This window comes from Kocuria sp. KRD140, assembly GCF_017168375.1.
Taxonomy (GTDB): Bacteria; Actinomycetota; Actinomycetes; order Actinomycetales; family Micrococcaceae; genus Kocuria; species Kocuria marina.
The window spans coordinates 276985-294115 of sequence record NZ_JABFAW010000004.1 but is presented as its reverse complement, the minus strand read 5'-3'; the positions used below and the strand labels follow the sequence as shown (position 1 = coordinate 294115).

The following is a 17131-nucleotide window of genomic DNA, read 5'->3' as shown; positions in this document are numbered from 1 at the left end:
TCTCAGCCGTTCTTCTTGGCCTGCTGCTTCTGGCGCTTCTTGGACACGGGTTGCTGACGCTGGCCCGCCGCCGCGCGTTCACGCTGCTCCTCGAGCTTCTCCTCGTGCTCCTTCTTGGTCATGCCCACCGGGGGCAGACCCTTGGCCGCACGGCGCTCGTTGAGTTCACGCTCCGCCTGGGACCCCTTGGTGGGGTTGTTGCGGATGACCCACCACTGCTGGCCCATGGACCACAGGTTCGAGACTGTCCAGTAGATGAGCACACCCAGCGGGAAGTTGATGCCACCGATCGCGAAGATGAGCGGGAACAGGTAGAGCATCATCTGCTGCTGGCGGTACATGGGCGATTCCTTGGCGGCATCGCTCATGTTACGCGCGGTCAGCTGCTTCTGCGTGATGAACTGTGTGGCACACATGGCCACGATCATGACGATCGCCAGCACGATGGTGGCCATGTGGTTGCCCGCACCCGGCTGCATCAGGGTGGAGAACAGGGGAGCGCCGAAGATCGTGGAGTCGTTGAACTGGTGGACCAGCTGCGGCGTGAGGACGTGGATGGACTCGTTGTTCTGGGCGGCCTGCGGGACCGAACGCAGCACCTGGAACAGCGCGAAGAAGATGGGCATCTGCACGATGATCGGCAGGCACGCCGCGAACGGGTTGGATCCGTGTTCCTTGTACAGGGCCATCTGCTCCTCGGCCATGGCCTGGCGGGAGAGCTGGTCCTTCTTGCCCTTGTACTTGGCCTGCAGCTTGGCCATCTCCGGTTGCAGTTCCTGCATGCCGCGCATGGACTTGATCTGCTTGAGGAACAGCGGGATGGTCAGTGTACGCATGACCAGGGTCAGGCCCACGATGCACAGCACCCAGGTGACACCAGAGGCCGGATCCATCCCGAGGGTGGTGAACAGTTCGTGGAACACCCACAGCACGGCGGAGACGATCCACCTGAAGGGAAAGAGAATAATGTCGAAGAAGTTCATCGAGCGTTGGCTCCTTGAGCCGCGTGGTCGTCACGGGCCGGGCAGTCGTGCACGTGGTCGCGCACGAGGGTCGGGTGGTTGAGCAGAACGATTTTGGGGGTCGAGGCCACGGAGGGGAACTCCCGACCGCCGCTCGGGACCCTATCGATCCCGCCGGCCGCCCACGGGTGGCAGCGCAGCAGACGTCTGACGCTCAGTCCCAGTCCGCGCACCGCGCCGTGCACGGTGAACGCCTCCAGCGCGTATGCGGAACAGGAGGGGAAATACCGGCACACGTCTCCGTACAGCGGGGAGACAATCGTGCGGTAGAGCTTGAGCAGGGCGATGCAAAGATTCTGCGGAAGATGCTTCATGGTGCGCACGAGGCCACCGCCGGGGTTGTACTCGTGCGGCGCGCGCGCGAGGAGTTGCTCGGGAGACGGACGTGATGTCACGTGCGGGCCTCCTTCTCGACTCTGTACAAGCAACGTTACGGCATCCGCCGCGTACGCAACGGGGAGGTCATCGCGCCTTGCGCAGCGCGGCATGCAGGGCGTCGCGGTAGTCACGCCCCAGTTCGTCCCACCCTGCCGCGGCGGCCGCGGGCAAAGCACGGACGACGATGTCGAGCCCGGCCGGGTGTTCGCGGACGGTCACGGCAGCGAGTTCACGCAGGCGGCGCTTAACCTTGTTCCTGGCCACGGCGTTGCCCACCGCCTTGGAGACGATGAACCCCACGCGGGACGCCTGCTCCGTGGTGCTTCGCACGGATACGACGACGTTCCGGCGGCCACTGCGGGCGCCGGAACGTACGGTGTCTGAGAACTGCGCCGAGGTCCGCATCCGATGCCTGGTGGGCAGCACGATGCGAACCTCGCGAGTTGACGATGAGTCAGGCCGACAGGCTGGCGCGGCCCTTGCTGCGGCGGGCGCCGATGATGGCGCGGCCGGCACGGGTGCGCATGCGAGCACGGAAGCCGTGCTTGCGAGAGCGGCGGCGGTTGTTGGGCTGGAAAGTCCGCTTGGGCATTAGTCACTCCACGAGGTTGGACAACGGCGCGCCAACTGCGACGGATCACAGGGGACGCACGCGGTACGTATTTGGGGGCATGCGGACGCGCAGAAATCGCAATCCTACACGCACAAGACTGATTCACAGTAGTCAAAAGGGCCACACCGGTCAAATTGCCGCACACTACGATCGGCGGTCCGGTGGGCTGCCAGACGGGCGGCCGCGTCCCTCCACAAGTGTGTACACCGCCCCCCGGGAGCATGTGGAAAAGCGCCGGATCACACCCCGCCAGAGCAAGTTATCCCCAGGTGGGAACTACACAGTTGTAGTTCTGTGCACCGGCTCCGACGGGCTATGTCGAGCCCGGAACCATGCTCTAGGCTGAGGTTTGCGGCCGCCCCCACGAGGTTATCCACCGCTGTGTACAAGTCTGTGGAAAACTGGGGCTTCCCCGTATCTCACGTCAGGAGTCGTTCATGCAGCAGGACAACAGGGCTTTGCTCGAGCAATGGGCAGAGTGCGTCCGCGTCATGAACGAGAACCCGCGGGTCACGGGACGGGCACGCGGGACCATCGCGGTGTGTGAACCCCGCGGCCTGATGGGCACCACGCTGCTGATCGCGGTCCCGAGTGAGGCCACGCGGGAATTCCTGCAGAACCGCCCCATGTCCGAGATCCTGGACGAGAGCGTGGGCCGGGTTCTGGGAGCGGACACGCTCGTGGCATTCGTCGTGGACCCCGAGCTCGAGGTCCAGCCGCCCACCACTCGCGCCGCGACCGACGCGCGGTCCTCCGACCGCACCATCCCCTCGCTCAACGAGCTCGAAGCCGAACGTACGCCCGGACTCTTCCAGCCTGCTCCCGGCCGCGATGCGCCGTCGGGCGAGAGCGTCCCGCGCTCCCCGGCCGGCCTGGCAACCACCGAGCCCGGCGACGGCGCCGGCGAGTACGACGATCTGCCCCCGCGCCGCCTACCCGAAGCCGCGCCCCCGGGGCCGCAACAGCGCGAGGTGCTCAGCACCGGCAACGGTTCGGACACCAGCCCGGCGGATTCGGAATGGGACAGTTCCGCCCGACTGAACCCCAAGTACGTCTTCGACTCCTTCGTGATCGGCCAGTCGAACCGGTTCGCCCACGCCGCAGCCTTCGCGGTCGCAGAGACCCCCGCCAAGGCATATAACCCGCTGTTCATCTACGGGGATTCGGGTCTCGGCAAGACCCACCTGCTGCACGCGATCGGGCACTACGCCAAGCGGCTCTACCCCAAGCTGCGCGTGCGGTACGTGAACTCGGAGGAGTTCACCAACGACTTCATCAACTCCATCCGCGACGACGAGGGCTCGTCCTTCAAGGGCATCTACCGCAACGTGGACCTGCTGCTGATCGATGACATCCAGTTCCTCGCGGGCAAGGAGCACACGCAGGAGGAGTTCTTCCACACCTTCAACGCGCTGCACAATCACGAGAAGCAGATCGTGATCACCTCGGACATGCCGCCCAAACAGCTCACGGGCTTCGCCGAGCGGATGCGCTCCCGCTTCGAGTGGGGACTGATAACCGACGTGCAGCCGCCCGAGCTCGAGACCCGGATCGCGATCCTGCGCAAGAAGGCAATCAGCGAGGGGATGGACGCCCCGGACGATGTCATGGAGTACATCGCCTCCCACATCTCCACCAACATCCGCGAACTGGAAGGGGCGTTGATCCGGGTCACGGCCTTCGCGTCCCTCAACAAGCAACCGGTGGATCTCCCGCTCGCAGAGCTCGTGTTGAAGGATCTGATCACCGACGACGGGGGACAGGAGATCACCGCGGCCTCGATCCTGGGGCAGACCGCCGCGTTCTTCAACATCACCCTGGACGAGCTGAAGTCCAAGTCCCGCACGCGCACCCTGGTGACCGCGCGCCAGATCGGCATGTACCTGTTGCGGGAACTCACGGACATGTCCCTGCCCAAAATCGGGCAGGAACTGGGCGGGCGGGACCACACCACGGTCATGCACGCGGACCGTAAGATCCGCACGCTCATGGCCGAACGCCGGCAGATCTTCGATCAGGTCACGGAGCTGACCAACCGGATCAAACAACAATCGCGCGAGGGCTAAGACCCGCCCCGATCACGCGACACCCGGAGACGGGCCCTCGGAACACGGTTCCGGGGGCCCGTTCTTCTTGTGATTCGTCCACAGGCCGAGCCCGCGGATCCACTGCTTTCGCCGCCCACGGTGCACAGGAAAATCCGGGGGTGTGGACGCGCTGTGCACAGTCCTGTTCAGGGCCGTGTGGAAAAATCTGTGGACAACCCCGAACAGGCGGTGGACAACCGCCGCGCGTCGGTGGGCGAGCCTGTGGAATCCGCGGAATCACGCGGAAGTTGTGCACTCAGCAAGCACAAGGCAATCCACAATCATCCACACCGGATCAACACCCCCGAACCGCGGGATTCCTGAGGAACAGACAGTTATCCACAGAGTCCACAGGGGTTATTAACACTTCTACCCCTTAAGAAAAGATCGACCGAATAACAAAAATCCGGTTCTCCCCGGCCGAACGGGTCCCCGGGATCTCTGTAATTACAAGAATCCAGGAACCGCCACGGGCGGATCCTGTCCGAACCTGACGATCCGGGGGTTCGGATGACGTCCCCGCGGCCGGATACCATGCAGACAAAACACTTCGGTTCCGAACCAAAGAGGGGCACCCCGTGAAGTTCTCGGTCGAGCGCGACGTACTGGCTGAAGCAGTCACCTGGACTGCCCGTTCGCTGTCACCGCGGCCTCCCGTCCCCCTGTTGTCCGGACTGCTCATCAAGGCGGAGAACGGTTCGCTGTCCATCGCAAGCTTCGACTACGAGATCTCCGCGCGCCTGACCATCAGCGCGGACGTCCTCGAGGAGGGCACCACCCTGGTCTCCGGCCGTCTGCTCGCGGACATCTGCCGCTCGCTGCCCTCCGCTCCCGTGCAGCTCGAGGCCGACGGCGGCAAGGTCACCCTCACGTGCCGTTCCGCCAAATTCAACCTCGCGGCCATGCCCGTGGACGACTACCCCCAGCTGCCCGAACTGCCGGACCTGTCCGGCGTCGTGGCCGGGGACGAGTTCGCGCACGCCGTGGCACAGGTCAACATCGCGGCGTCCAAGGACGACACCCTGCCGATCCTCACGGGCATCCGCATGGAGATCGAGGGCGAGAAGATGACCCTGCTGGCCACCGACCGCTACCGGCTGGCCATGCGGGAACTGACCTGGCGGCCCTCCGATCCCACGATCTCCACGGCGGCCCTGATCAAGGCCAAGACGCTCAATGACATCGCCAAGACCCTGGGATCCTCCGGGGACGTGAACATCGCGCTCGCTCAGAACACGGAACTCGTGGGATTCGAATCCGGCGGACGACGCACCACGAGCCTGCTGATCGACGGCGAGTACCCCAAGATCCGCTCGCTGTTCCCGGATCACACACCGATCACCGCCGTGGTGAAGACCTCGGAACTCGTGGAAGCGGTGCGCCGCGTGTCCCTCGTAGCCGAACGCAACACCCCCGTGCGACTCGCGTTCAGCGAGTCCCGGGTCGCGCTCGACGCGGGAACCGGGGAGGACGCCCAGGCGTCCGAAATTCTGGACGCCCAGCTCAACGGGGATGACATCACCGTGGCCTTCAACCCCACCTACCTCTCCGAGGGACTGCACGCGTTCGACTCCGACTACGTCCGGTTCTCGTTCACGGCCCCTCCGAAGCCGGCCGTGCTCTCGGCCCAGAGCGAGCCCGACGGCGAGGACAGCGTGGACTACAAGTACCTGCTCATGCCGGTGCGTCTGCCCAACCAGTGATCGTGTGTTCGTAGACCACCTGTCGCTCGCCAACTTCCGGACCTACCCCGGTCTGGACCTCCCCCTTGCCCCGGGTCTCACGGTGTTCGTGGGACCCAACGGTGTGGGCAAGACCAACATCGTGGAGGCGATCGACTGGGCCGCGACCCTGGGCTCCCACCGCGTCTCGGGCAACGGACCACTCATCACCACGGGATCGGACCAGGCGATCATCCGGGTACGCGTCAACCGCGGGGGACAGCGCACGGTCCTCGAGTACGAACTCAACGCCGCGCGGGCCAATCGCGTGCGGATCAACCGAGCGGCCCCGGTCCGCGCCCGTGAGGCCCTGGGGACCCTGCACACCGTGTTGTTCTCCCCGGAGGACCTGACCCTGGTCAAGGGGGATCCGTCCCACCGGCGGCGGTTCCTGGACGATCTCGCCACGGCCATGCGGCCGGTGCTCGGTGCCGCGCGCTCGGACTACGACCGGGCGCTGAAGCAGCGCAACGCCCTGCTGAAATCGGCGCGGCGCTCCCGGGGGTTCTCGGACTCGGATCGTGCGACGCTCGCGGTGTGGAACGACCAGCTCGCGCGCGCCGGCGCGGCCGTGATGGGTGCGCGGTTGCAGTTGCTCAAGGCTTTGGAGCCCGAGGTGGACCGGGCATACCAACAGCTCACGGACGGGCCCAAGCACGTGTCCCTGGGCTACGAGAGCTCGTCCGTGGCACCCGGTGCCGATCAGGAAGCGCTCGAACACTTCTCGGTCACGGACCTCTACGAGCTCATGATGAATGCCTTTGAGCGCATGGCACGTCATGAGCGGGATCGCGGGATCACCCTGGTGGGACCGCATCGGGACGACCTCGTGATCCGGCTGGGCGACACCCCCGCCAGAGGCTACGCGTCCCACGGGGAGACCTGGTCTACGGCCCTGGCCCTCCGCCTGGGCTCGTGGTATGTCCACCTCGCCGACGATCCGGCCCGGGGTTCGGCGCCCGTGCTGATCCTGGACGACGTGTTCGCGGAACTGGACGCGCGCCGTCGACGCCGCCTGGCCGAGCTCGTGCGGCAGGCCGAGCAGGTGCTCGTGACCGCCGCGGTGGACGAGGACCTACCCGCGGCGCTGCTCGAGGACTCGCCCACGGTGATCGAGGTGGAGCCGGGGGCGGTATGGAACCGCGCAGCGTCGTCGGCCGGACCCGAGCCCGAGTCCGGACCCGAGCCCGGGTCCGGCGGGAACCAGAACGCTCCCCAGGCGGAGCAGCCGTGAGCGAGCCCGTGCATCGCGACGTCGTGGACGCGGCGGCCGTGGCCCTGCAACGGGCCCGGAAGGCCGCCCGCGACCGCGGGGACACGCCCCTGTCCAAGGCGGCCGCGGCCAAGAACATGCGCGCTTTCGGCACGGCCATGGAGGAGGGAACGGGCTCCCCGGCATTGCGCGCGCGGGACCGCTACGGCGTGGATCCGCGGCAGCTCGGGGGCTTCTCGGGACCGGGGCGTTCCGCGCGGGACCCCCGAGCGCTGTCCACCGTGGTGGACGCGCTGATGACCCACAGGGGCTGGAAGACGCCCGTGAACGTGAGCAGTGTGCTCGCGGACTGGCCGTCCCTCGTGGGGGCGCGCAACGCTGAGCACACGTGGCCCGAGAGTTTCGAGGACACCGTGGTGCGCGTGCGCTGCGACTCCACGGCCTACGCGACCCAGCTGCGGTTGATCCAACCCCAGATCATCAGGAAGTTCTCGGACAAGCTGGGGGAGGGGATCGTCACGCGGCTCGAGATCCACGGTCCCGTGGGGCCGAGCTGGAAACGGGGGCGCTGGTCGGTGCAGGGCAGGGGGCCGCGGGACACCTACGGGTGAGCTGAAAGTGCCAAAAACGCGCCAGAAGCGCGCGAGGCGCACCGCACCCCGAAAATGGGTCCACCCAGCGCGGCGGGGCTCCGGGGCGTCTGCGGGCCGTCCAGCGCTTCATGCGGTAGAATGGGAAGCCAAAGATCTTCCCGTCCCGCCAGCCGATGAGCCGCGAGCCGTCTCATCGGCTGTATTCATATGGGCCGGGTGATGATCGCCATCGATTACGCAGGAGGACCGGAGACCCCGTGGCTACAGAGGATCCCCTACAGCACGAGTACGGCGCGAGCGACATCACCGTTCTGGAAGGCCTCGAGGCGGTCAGGAAGCGCCCGGGGATGTACATCGGTTCCACTGGCCCCCGCGGCCTGCACCACCTGGTCTACGAGGTGGTCGACAACTCCGTGGACGAGGCGCTCGCGGGGTACTGCGACCACATCGAGGTGACCCTCCAGTCGGACGGCGGCGTGCGCGTGAGCGACAACGGCCGCGGCATCCCGGTGGACATGCACCCCACGGAGGGCAAGCCCACCGTGGAGGTCGTGATGACCATCCTGCACGCCGGCGGCAAGTTCGGCGGCGGTGGCTACGCCGTGTCCGGCGGTCTGCACGGCGTGGGCATCTCGGTGGTCAACGCCCTGTCCCGGCGTGTGGACACCGAGGTCCGCCGGCAGGGCTACGTCTGGCGGATGAGCTTCGCGAACGGCGGCCACCCCCAGGGTGAGCTCGAACGCGGCGAGCAGACGGACGAGACCGGGACCACCCAGGTCTTCTACCCGGACCCCGAGATCTTCGAGACCGTGGATTTCGATTTCGAGACCCTGCGGGCGCGGTTCCAGCAGATGGCGTTCCTCAACAAGGGTCTGCGGATCACGCTCACGGACGAGCGCGTCATGGACGAGACCGGTGAGGAGATCGCGGGGGAGTCCCCCGTGGACGCCTCCGGTCCGGTCGAGGGACAGGACGGAGGGACGGTCGGCGCGGACGACGCCGCTGTCCACGCCCACGCGGGCGCCCGCCGGGTGGTCTACTGCTACGAGCACGGGTTGCTGGACTACGTCACGTTCCTGAATTCGGCCAAGAAGGTCGATCTGATCCACGACGACGTCATCTCGCTCGAGGTGGACGACCCGGACAAGAAGATGTCCCTGGAGCTGGCCATGCAGTGGACCACGGCGTTCAACGAGTCCGTGCACACGTACGCCAACACCATCAACACCCATGAGGGCGGCACCCACGAGGAGGGCTTCCGCACCGCGCTGACCACGCTCATCAACCGCTACGCGCGGGAGAACAGGCTGCTGCGCGACAAGGACGACAACCTCACGGGCGAGGACGTGCGCGAGGGGCTCACCGCGGTGATCTCGATCAAGCTCGCGGAACCCCAGTTCGAGGGGCAGACCAAGACCAAGCTAGGCAACTCGGAGGCCAAGACCTTCGTTCAGCGCGAGATGTTCGACCTGTTCGGGGCGTGGTTGGAGCGCAACCCCAACCCCGCCAAGGACATCATCCGCAAGGCGATCTACGCGTCCCAGGCGCGGTTGGCCGCGCGCAAGGCACGCGAGACCACACGACGCAAGGGCCTGCTGGAGTCCGGGGGCATGCCGGGCAAGCTCAAGGACTGCTCGTCCAAGGACCCCACGGTCTCCGAGATCTACATCGTGGAGGGTGACTCCGCGGGCGGTTCCGCCGTGCAGGGCCGCGATCCCGCGCACCAGGCGATCCTGCCGCTGCGCGGGAAGATCCTCAACGTGGAGCGGGCCCGGTTGGACCGGGCGCTGTCCAACGCGGAAGTGCAGTCCATGATCACAGCCTTCGGCGCGGGGATCGGTGACGACTTCGACATCGAGAAGGCCCGCTATCACAAGATCGTGCTCATGGCGGACGCGGACGTGGACGGTCAGCACATCACCACCCTGCTGCTCACGCTGCTGTTCCGGTTCATGCGTCCGCTCATCGAGCACGGGTACGTGTACCTCGCGCAGCCGCCGCTGTACCGCATCAAGTGGTCCAACGCGCCGCACAACTACGTCTTCTCGGACGCCGAGCGCGATGCCGCCCTGGCCAAGGGGCTGGCGGAGAACCGCCGGCTGCCCAAGGACAACGGCATCCAGCGCTACAAGGGCCTCGGCGAGATGGACTACACGGAGCTGTGGGACACCACCATGGACCCCGAGCACCGCACGCTGTTGCAGGTCACCATGGACGACGCCGCCGCGGCGGACCAGGTGTTCTCGGTCCTCATGGGCGAGGACGTGGAGTCCCGCCGCGAGTTCATCCAGCAGAACGCGAAGGACATCCGCTTCCTGGACATCTGAGCATGTGACGCCCGGAATATTCCGGCGCGAATATGAACGATGATCCCGGGGACGAGAGAAGGAAACAGCAACCCATGAGTGACGAGACGCAGGACGGCAACGGCCCCGTGGACCCGCAGGACGCACCCGAGGCCGGCGACGGCGTCGTGACCGACGAGGTGGCGATCACGGGCGACCGCGTGGAGCAGATCGATCTCCAGACGGAGATGCAGCGCTCCTACCTGGACTACGCCATGGCGGTGATTGTGGGGCGCGCGCTGCCGGACGTGCGGGACGGTCTCAAGCCCGTGCACCGGCGGGTGCTCTACACGATGTACGACGGCGGTTACCGCCCCGATCGTTCGTTCAACAAGTGCGCGCGCGTGGTGGGCGACGTGATGGGCAACTACCACCCGCACGGTGACTCCGCGATCTACGACGCCCTGGTGCGACTGATCCAGGACTGGATCATGCGCTACCCGCTCGCGCTGGGGCAGGGCAACTTCGGTTCCCCCGGTAACGATGGCGCCGCGGCCCCCCGGTACACCGAGACCAAGATGGCGCCTCTGGCCATGGAGATGGTCCAGGACATCCACGAGGACACCGTGGACTTCCAGGACAACTACGACGGCAAGCAGCAGGAACCCGTGGTGCTGCCCGCGCGGTTCCCCAACCTGCTGGTCAACGGCTCCTCCGGCATCGCGGTGGGCATGGCCACCAACATCCCCCCGCACAACCTGCGCGAGGTCGCGGACGGCGTGCAGTGGTACCTCAAGAACCCGCACGTGGACCGCGAGACCCTGCTCGAAGAACTCATCAAGCGGATCAAGGGTCCGGACTTCCCCTCTGGGGCGCAGATCCTCGGCCACAAGGGCATCGAACAGGCCTACCGCACCGGTCGTGGTTCCATCACGCAGCGCGCGGTGGTCAGTGTGGAGGAGATCCACAACCGCACGTGCCTCGTGGTCACGGAGCTGCCGTACCAGGTCAACCCGGACAACCTGGCCATCAAGATCGCGGACCTCGTCAAGGAAGGGCGGGTCCAGGGCATCGCCGACATGCGCGACGAGACCTCGGGGCGCACGGGTCAGCGGTTGGTGATCGTGCTCAAGCGGGACGCCGTACCCAAGGTCGTGCTCAACAACCTCTACAAGCACACGCAGTTGCAGGAGAACTTCTCCGCGAACATGCTCGCGCTCGTGGACGGGGTGCCCCGGACGCTGTCCCTGGACGCGTTCGTGCACCACTGGGTCACCCACCAGATGGAAGTCATCGTCCGGCGCACCACGTACCGCCTCAAGCAGGCGCAGGAGGAAGCGCACATCCTGATCGGCCTGCTCAAGGCCCTGGACGCCCTGGACGAGGTCATTGCCCTGATCCGGCGCTCGCCCACCGTGGAGCAGGCACGCACCGGGCTCATGGAGCTGCTCGAGATCGACGAGGCCCAGGCCCAGGCGATCCTCAACATGCAGTTGCGCCGCCTGGCCGCGCTCGAACGGCAGAAGATCCAGGACCGGCACGCCGAGCTGCAGCGGTTGATCGCCGAGTACGAGTCGATCATCGCGTCCGAGGAGCGTCAGCGCGAGATCATCTCGGAGGAACTGCAGGGCATCGTGGACCACTACGGTGATGACCGCCGCACCGAGGTGCTCTACGGCTTCGACGGGGACGTCTCCATGGAGGACCTCATCCCGCAGGAGCAGGTGGTCGTGACCATCACGCGCGACGGCTATGTCAAGCGAACCCGCGCGGACGAGTACCGCGCCCAGCACCGAGGTGGTCGCGGCATCAAGGGCGCGCAGTTGCGCGGCGACGACGTCGTGGAGCACTTCTTTGTGACGAGCACCCACAACTGGATCCTGTTCTTCACGACCCTCGGGCGCGTCTACCGCGTCAAGGCCTATGAGTTCGTGGAGGCCGGCCGGGACGCCAAGGGCCAGCACGTGGCCAATCTCATGGAGTTCCAGCCCGAGGAACGCATCGCCCAGGTCATGGAGCTGCACTCCTACCAGGACGCCCCGTACCTCGTGCTCGCGACCCGCAACGGGTTGATCAAGAAGTCGCGGCTCACGGACTACGACACCAATCGTTCCGCGGGCGTGATCGCGATCAACCTGCGCGAGAACGACGAGTTGGTCTCGGCCATGCTCGTGAACACCGACGACGACGTCATGCTGATCTCGCGCCTGGGCCAGTCCCTGCGGTTCACCGCTGACGACGACGCCCTGCGCCCCATGGGTCGCGCGACCTCCGGTGTCACGGGCATGAAGTTCCGCCCCGGGGACGAGTTGCTCTCCGCCAACGTGGTCAGCGACGACTCCTACGTGTTCGTGGTGACCGAGGGCGGCTACGCCAAGCGCACGAGCGTCCAGGAGTACCGCGTGCAGGGCCGCGGTGGCCTGGGCATCAAGGTTGCCAAACTCGCCGAGGTCCGCGGTGGCCAGGTGGGCGGGCTGATCGTGGGCGAGAACGACGAGGTGCTCGTGGTCATGGAGAGCGGCAAGGTCGTGCGCTCCAACGTGAGCGAGGTCCCCGCCCGCGGCCGTGACACGATGGGTGTGATCTTCGCCAAGCCGGGTCCCAACGACGCCATCGTGGGGGTTGCCCGCAACGCCGAGCGGGAGATCGAGAAGGAGGTCGCGGAGGAGGACGCCGCCGAGGCCACCGGGCCGAGCGACGTCGCCCCCGGCTCCACGATGGACTCCCCCGAAGTCACGACCGCGGACGTCCCCGCGGGCCAGGACGGTGCCGACGCCGCTGCGCCGGTCGGTGACGACGATGCAGTAGCGTTGGAGCACAACGACAACGGAGGTGACGCATGAGCGCGAGCTCAGCCTCGAAGGCGGGCCAGCCCGTGAAGACTTCTTCCCCCCAGAAGCCGTCCCCGCAGAGCGCCAAGAGCTCCGGCAAGGGACTCGTGCGACCCGCCCCCCGGGCCAAGGTGCGCCGCGCACGGCTCGTGGTGTCCAAGGTGGACACGTGGTCCGTGCTCAAGCTGGCCTTCCTGCTCTCCGTGGCGCTCGGGATCATCACGGTCGTGGCGTCCCTGGTGCTGTGGATCGTGCTGAGCCTCACCGGGCTGTTCGACGGGATCAACGAACTGCTGTCCATGCTCGGCGGCAGCGCCGGGGGAGCGGACATCAAGCGGTTCCTCTCGCTCGGCAACGTGGCCCTGTTCGCCACGATCATCTCCGTGGTCAACGTCATCCTGCTGACCGTGCTGTCCGTGCTCGGGGCGCTCGTGTACAACATCGCGGCGTCCCTGATCGGTGGCATCGGGGTGACCCTGACCGACGACTGATCCCGCGGTCCGCCCGATTTTGTGCGGCGGATGAAACTCCGGTAAAGTCTTGGCGTGGCCGATCAGAGGACGATTCTGGCGGTGCACGCTGAGGGCGTATAGCTCAGACGGTTAGAGCGCTTCGCTGATAACGAAGAGGTCCCAGGTTCAATTCCTGGTACGCCCACCCATCGAATTCCCGCCAACCGCGAGATGATCTCGTTCGGAGGGTCCCCATGAAGGCACGAATCGCAGCCCTGGCCGCACTGGCCGGCTTGTCCGTGGCAGCCTTCAAGTCTTGGCGCGAGGCGGAAGCCAAACGAGAGGCGTGGAATTCGGCCGTGGACCCCGTGGACTGACCGTCCCGGTCCCGCGATCCGCGTTCTGCAGGATCAGCACCACAATTGAACACGGGGCCTTAGCTCAGTTGGTAGAGCGCCGCCTTTGCAAGGCGGATGTCAGGAGTTCGAATCTCCTAGGCTCCACATCCGAGAACCCCCGGGGACCGCAGCGCCGGTCCCCGGGGGTTCCTTCGTGCCGGGCCTGTTCCTGGTCCGTGCTCATCCGCTTTCATCCGGTTCGTCCTGGCCCGGTTCCTCCTGTCCCCGGCCTTGCGTGCGCGTCCCCGGTCCTCGGCGGGGACACACCAGCCATACTTCGCCACCGAAGGAGTGTGGCGCACCCCGCGTGAAAGACTGCATGAGCACAACTGTGACCTGATTCATGCCCGAAGTGTGGAGCCCCCGATGCGCGACAAGACCCCGCTGCAACCCCTTCCGTCCATCGACCCCGATGAGTCGTTGGAGAAGGTCAAACGGTGGCAGCTGATCGGTCCCGGTCTCGTGGTGGCGGCCACGGGCGTGGGTGCCGCGGACATGGTGGCCACGCTGACCGCCGGCTCGCGCTACGGCTACACCCTCTTGTGGGCGGTCATCGCGGGCACGATCATGAAGATTGTGCTCGTGGAGGGCGCCGGTCGGTACTCGCTCGCGAGCGGGCGCACCATTTTCGAGGGTTGGCGCTCCCTGGGCCGGTGGACGTCCTGGTACTTCGGTCCGTACATCCTGATCTGGGGATTCGTGTACGGCGCCACGGCCATGTCCTCCTCCGCCCTGCCGCTCGCCGCGCTGTTCCCCATCCTGCCCCTGTGGGCGTGGGCCATCCTCATGGGCCTGATCGGGTTCGTGATCGTGTGGGCGGGGCGCTACGCGGTGATCGAGAAGATCACCGCGGCCATGGTGGGGATCATGTTCCTGGTCATGGTGGGGCTCGCGATCATCACCCTGCCCAATATCCCTCAGATGCTTACCGGGCTGATCCCCGTGATCCCGCAGGGCGGTGTGGTCTACACGCTCGCGTTGGCCGGCGGCGTGGGCGGCACGATCACCCTCGCGGCTTACGGCTACTGGCTGCGGGAGAAGGGCTGGCACCAACCGCGGTGGATGCGCGTGATGCAGCTCGACAACACCGTGGCCTACACCGTGACCGGTATCTTCGTGCTCGCGATGCTCGTGGTGGGTGCCGAGGTCCTCTACTCCGCCGGCTACGCCATCAGCGCCGGGGACAAGGGCCTGCTGGACCTGGACCGGGTGCTGCGCGACCGCTACGGGGACGTCATCGGCATCGCGTTCCTCGTGGGATTCTGGGCGGCCTCGTTCTCCTCCGTGGTGGGTGTGTGGTCCGGGGTGTCCCTCATGTTCGCGGACTACTGGGGCAACATCCGCAAGAAGCCCAGCGGCCATCCGGACACCCGCAACGGCGGGAAGTACTTCAAGTTCTACCTGCTGTGGCTCACGTTCCCGCCCATGCTCCTGCTCCTGATGGACCGGCCTGTATTCCTCATCCTGCTCTACGGCGTGCTCGGGGCACTGTTCATGCCGTTCCTGGCGGTCACGCTGCTGGGACTGCTCAACACGTCCCGCACGCCCAAGCGCTGGCGCAACGGTGTGTTCACCAACGCGGTCCTGGTGGTCTGCGCCGTGCTGTTCATCATCCTGGGCGTCTACCAGATGTGGGACACGGTCTCCGACATCTTCTCCTGAGTCCCACCGCACGGGGCCGCGGGTCTCCCCGCACGGCCCGTGCGTTCGCAGCGAACGACTCATGCGTTCCTTCCATGTAGCCCGTGCGCTCGCCATGCACGGGTTCGTGTGTTCATTCCGGTACGACGACGGCGCCGCACCCCCGAAGGGATGCGGCGCCGTCGTCGTGCGGGTCACGCGCGGTCGACGCGCGAGAACCGGCTCAGTGCTTGGGATCGCCCGGGTTGTGCTTGGAGCGGTTGTCCGGGGTGCCCATGTCGTCCGTCTTGGAGCCCTTGATCTGCTCCTTGACCTCGTTCACGGTCTGCTTGGCGTCCTCGGCCACGGACTTCACGCTGTCCGAGGCGCGGTGGGCGGCCTGGGACGCGGTGCCCGCCTTCTGGGCGGAGGAGGTGGGGTCCTTGACGTCGTCCACCTTCACACCGGTGCCGGCGGCGACCGTGGAGTTCGTGTTGACCGGGGAAGCCGATACACGCGGGGAGGCCGTGACGGGGGTCTTCCAGGGGTCCTGCACCGGGCGGGACGCGCGCCACGCGGCCACACCGGCCACGCCACCGGCGGCGAGGAGACCGAGGAGCAGCAGACCCTTGTGGCCACCCTGGGCCTTCTTCTGCTGCTTGGCGTATTCCTTGGCCGAGTTCTTCGCGGCCTTCTGGATGCGCTTGACGGTCTTCTTGTCACCAGTCAGCTTGGCCACGAGGGCGTCGAATTGGTCCGAGGTGTCCGCGTGGGCGACCTTGGAGGCCAGCGCGGCCACGGCGCCGGAGTATTTGTCCTGCGCCACGGCACGGCCCTCGGCGGTCTTTTTGGCGGCCTTCGCGGCCATGGGGGCGGCGGCAGCGGCACCGGCGGCCTTGGCCTTCTCGCCGCGGTGCTTGATGTCCTCACCGAGGTTCTGCGCCTTGCCCAGACCGTCCTGGACGTAGGGACCCGTGGCCTCCACACCGCTCGCGAGGGCGGACGCACCCGCCTGCACGCCGTGCTGCAGCTTCTCCCCGAGCTCACCGATCTCGCTGGAGAGCCAGTCCCCAGCGCTGACGACCTTGGACTCGGCGTTCTTCCTGGCGTGCTCGGTCTGCTTCTGGGCCTTGCTCTTGAACAAGCTCATTGTGTGTCCCTCCTACAGTGGTGACCGTAAAAATCTCCACCTTCAGCATACGGTCTGACAACCCCGGGATTCCCGGGGAAAAGCGACACCCCAGCCCTTTTCACTGTGCGCTGAACACCTCGGGAGCGTTCTGCCGGCCCCGAGGACGCCGTGCCACAATGTGAATCATGACTTCCGCTATCGCCACGCACAAGGCCACCATCCACACCAACCACGGGGACATCGTGGTGGACCTTTTCGGCAACCACGCGCCCAAGACGGTCAAGAACTTCGTGGGTCTCTCGGACGGCACCCAGGAATGGGCGGACCCCCGCACGGGTGAGAAGCAGAACGGCCCGCTCTACAAGGACGTCGTCTTCCACCGCATCATCAAGGACTTCATGATCCAGGGCGGGGACCCGCTGGGCCAGGGCATCGGTGGCCCGGGCTACAACTTCGACGACGAGATCAGCCCTGAACTGAACTTCAACGCCCCGTACATGCTGGCCATGGCCAACGCCGGTACCCGCAACGGCCGCGGCACCAACGGCTCCCAGTTCTTCATCACCACCGCGCCCACCACGTGGCTGCAGGGCAAGCACACCATCTTCGGTGAGGTCGCGGACGACGAGTCCAAGAAGGTCGTGGACGAGCTCAACAACGTGCGCACCGGCGGCCAGGACCGTCCCGTGGAGGACTGCGTGATCACCTCCATCGACATCGAGAAGCTCTGACCCGCAGCTTTCACGCCCGGCACGAAGCCCACCCGGTCCCCGGGTGGGCTTCGTC

General features: G+C 66.4%; 15 protein-coding genes and 2 tRNA genes. 12 read left to right on the top strand and 5 right to left on the bottom strand.

What is annotated here, in order from left to right; translation table 11 throughout:
- Window positions 1–2: 2 nt before the first annotated feature.
- The 4 genes from yidC to rpmH form a co-directional block, all read right to left on the bottom strand.
- On the bottom strand, window positions 3–983 hold the full coding sequence (gene yidC / locus J1M36_RS05485; protein WP_064845485.1) for a membrane protein insertase YidC: 981 nt from the start codon (window positions 981–983) through the stop codon (window positions 3–5).
- Window positions 980–1417, bottom strand: a complete 438-nt coding sequence (yidD, locus tag J1M36_RS05480) for a membrane protein insertion efficiency factor YidD (protein WP_064845486.1) — start codon at window positions 1415–1417, stop codon at window positions 980–982. The genes yidC and yidD overlap by 4 nt, the downstream gene beginning before the upstream one ends.
- 67 nt (window positions 1418–1484) lie before the next feature.
- Complete coding sequence (rnpA, locus tag J1M36_RS05475) at window positions 1485–1826, bottom strand: ribonuclease P protein component (protein WP_193519203.1); 342 nt, start codon at window positions 1824–1826, stop codon at window positions 1485–1487.
- A 28-nt stretch (window positions 1827–1854) separates the two neighbouring features.
- On the bottom strand, window positions 1855–1992 hold the full coding sequence (rpmH, locus tag J1M36_RS05470; protein WP_035962803.1) for a 50S ribosomal protein L34: 138 nt from the start codon (window positions 1990–1992) through the stop codon (window positions 1855–1857).
- Window positions 1993–2450: 458 nt separating this feature from the next.
- On the opposite strand from rpmH, the gene dnaA reads away from it, so the two are divergent.
- From dnaA to J1M36_RS05420, 11 genes are all read left to right on the top strand, one after another.
- On the top strand, window positions 2451–4079 hold the full coding sequence (gene dnaA / locus J1M36_RS05465) for a chromosomal replication initiator protein DnaA (protein WP_064845487.1): 1629 nt from the start codon (window positions 2451–2453) through the stop codon (window positions 4077–4079).
- A gap of 599 nt (window positions 4080–4678) precedes the next feature.
- On the top strand, window positions 4679–5803 hold the full coding sequence (gene dnaN, locus J1M36_RS05460) for a DNA polymerase III subunit beta (RefSeq protein WP_206478817.1): 1125 nt from the start codon (window positions 4679–4681) through the stop codon (window positions 5801–5803).
- A gap of 4 nt (window positions 5804–5807) precedes the next feature.
- Window positions 5808–7055: a DNA replication/repair protein RecF gene (gene recF / locus J1M36_RS05455; RefSeq protein ID WP_206478816.1), complete on the top strand. Its 1248-nt coding sequence runs from the start codon at window positions 5808–5810 to the stop codon at window positions 7053–7055.
- Complete coding sequence (locus tag J1M36_RS05450; protein ID WP_064845489.1) at window positions 7052–7645, top strand: DUF721 domain-containing protein; 594 nt, start codon at window positions 7052–7054, stop codon at window positions 7643–7645. Before recF ends, J1M36_RS05450 begins: the two co-directional genes overlap by 4 nt.
- Before the next feature lie 239 nt (window positions 7646–7884).
- Entirely contained in the window at window positions 7885–9954 is a 2070-nt protein-coding gene (gene gyrB / locus J1M36_RS05445) for a DNA topoisomerase (ATP-hydrolyzing) subunit B (protein ID WP_206478815.1), read from the top strand.
- A gap of 74 nt (window positions 9955–10028) precedes the next feature.
- A complete protein-coding gene (gyrA, locus tag J1M36_RS05440) occupies window positions 10029–12755 on the top strand; it encodes a DNA gyrase subunit A (protein ID WP_206478814.1) in 2727 nt (908 codons plus the stop codon).
- Window positions 12752–13234, top strand: coding sequence for a DUF3566 domain-containing protein (locus J1M36_RS05435; RefSeq protein WP_035962792.1), 483 nt, complete (start codon window positions 12752–12754; stop codon window positions 13232–13234). Before gyrA ends, J1M36_RS05435 begins: the two co-directional genes overlap by 4 nt.
- Before the next feature lie 92 nt (window positions 13235–13326).
- Window positions 13327–13400 (top strand) — tRNA-Ile (locus J1M36_RS05430).
- Between the two features lie 49 nt (window positions 13401–13449).
- Window positions 13450–13572 carry a hypothetical protein gene (locus J1M36_RS12990; protein ID WP_255359867.1) on the top strand — a complete coding sequence of 41 codons (123 nt, stop codon included), beginning with the start codon at window positions 13450–13452 and terminating at the stop codon, window positions 13570–13572.
- Between the two features lie 53 nt (window positions 13573–13625).
- A tRNA-Ala gene (locus J1M36_RS05425) sits at window positions 13626–13698 on the top strand.
- 261 nt (window positions 13699–13959) lie between these two features.
- Window positions 13960–15255, top strand: a complete 1296-nt coding sequence (locus tag J1M36_RS05420) for an Nramp family divalent metal transporter (protein ID WP_206478813.1) — start codon at window positions 13960–13962, stop codon at window positions 15253–15255.
- Window positions 15256–15457: 202 nt separating this feature from the next.
- Here the strand turns inward: J1M36_RS05420 and J1M36_RS05415 are convergent, their stop codons facing one another.
- On the bottom strand, window positions 15458–16363 hold the full coding sequence (locus J1M36_RS05415) for a hypothetical protein (protein ID WP_098053827.1): 906 nt from the start codon (window positions 16361–16363) through the stop codon (window positions 15458–15460).
- 167 nt (window positions 16364–16530) lie between these two features.
- Between J1M36_RS05415 and J1M36_RS05410 the strand changes: the two genes are divergently transcribed.
- Window positions 16531–17076, top strand: coding sequence for a peptidylprolyl isomerase (locus J1M36_RS05410; RefSeq protein ID WP_064845494.1), 546 nt, complete (start codon window positions 16531–16533; stop codon window positions 17074–17076).
- Window positions 17077–17131 lie beyond the last annotated feature (55 nt).

What these genes read in the sequence shown, in the direction of transcription:
- yidC (WP_064845485.1), bottom strand. Translation starts at nt 983, where the DNA reads ATGAACTTCTTCGACATTATTCTCTTTCCCTTCAGGTGGATCGTCTCC.
- rpmH (WP_035962803.1), bottom strand. Translation starts at nt 1,992, where the DNA reads ATGCCCAAGCGGACTTTCCAGCCCAACAACCGCCGCCGCTCTCGCAAG.
- dnaA (WP_064845487.1), top strand. Translation starts at nt 2,451, where the DNA reads ATGCAGCAGGACAACAGGGCTTTGCTCGAGCAATGGGCAGAGTGCGTC.
- gyrA (WP_206478814.1), top strand. Translation starts at nt 10,029, where the DNA reads ATGAGTGACGAGACGCAGGACGGCAACGGCCCCGTGGACCCGCAGGAC.
- J1M36_RS05435 (WP_035962792.1), top strand. Translation starts at nt 12,752, where the DNA reads ATGAGCGCGAGCTCAGCCTCGAAGGCGGGCCAGCCCGTGAAGACTTCT.
- J1M36_RS12990 (WP_255359867.1), top strand. Translation starts at nt 13,450, where the DNA reads ATGAAGGCACGAATCGCAGCCCTGGCCGCACTGGCCGGCTTGTCCGTG.
- J1M36_RS05420 (WP_206478813.1), top strand. Translation starts at nt 13,960, where the DNA reads ATGCGCGACAAGACCCCGCTGCAACCCCTTCCGTCCATCGACCCCGAT.
- J1M36_RS05415 (WP_098053827.1), bottom strand. Translation starts at nt 16,363, where the DNA reads ATGAGCTTGTTCAAGAGCAAGGCCCAGAAGCAGACCGAGCACGCCAGG.
- J1M36_RS05410 (WP_064845494.1), top strand. Translation starts at nt 16,531, where the DNA reads ATGACTTCCGCTATCGCCACGCACAAGGCCACCATCCACACCAACCAC.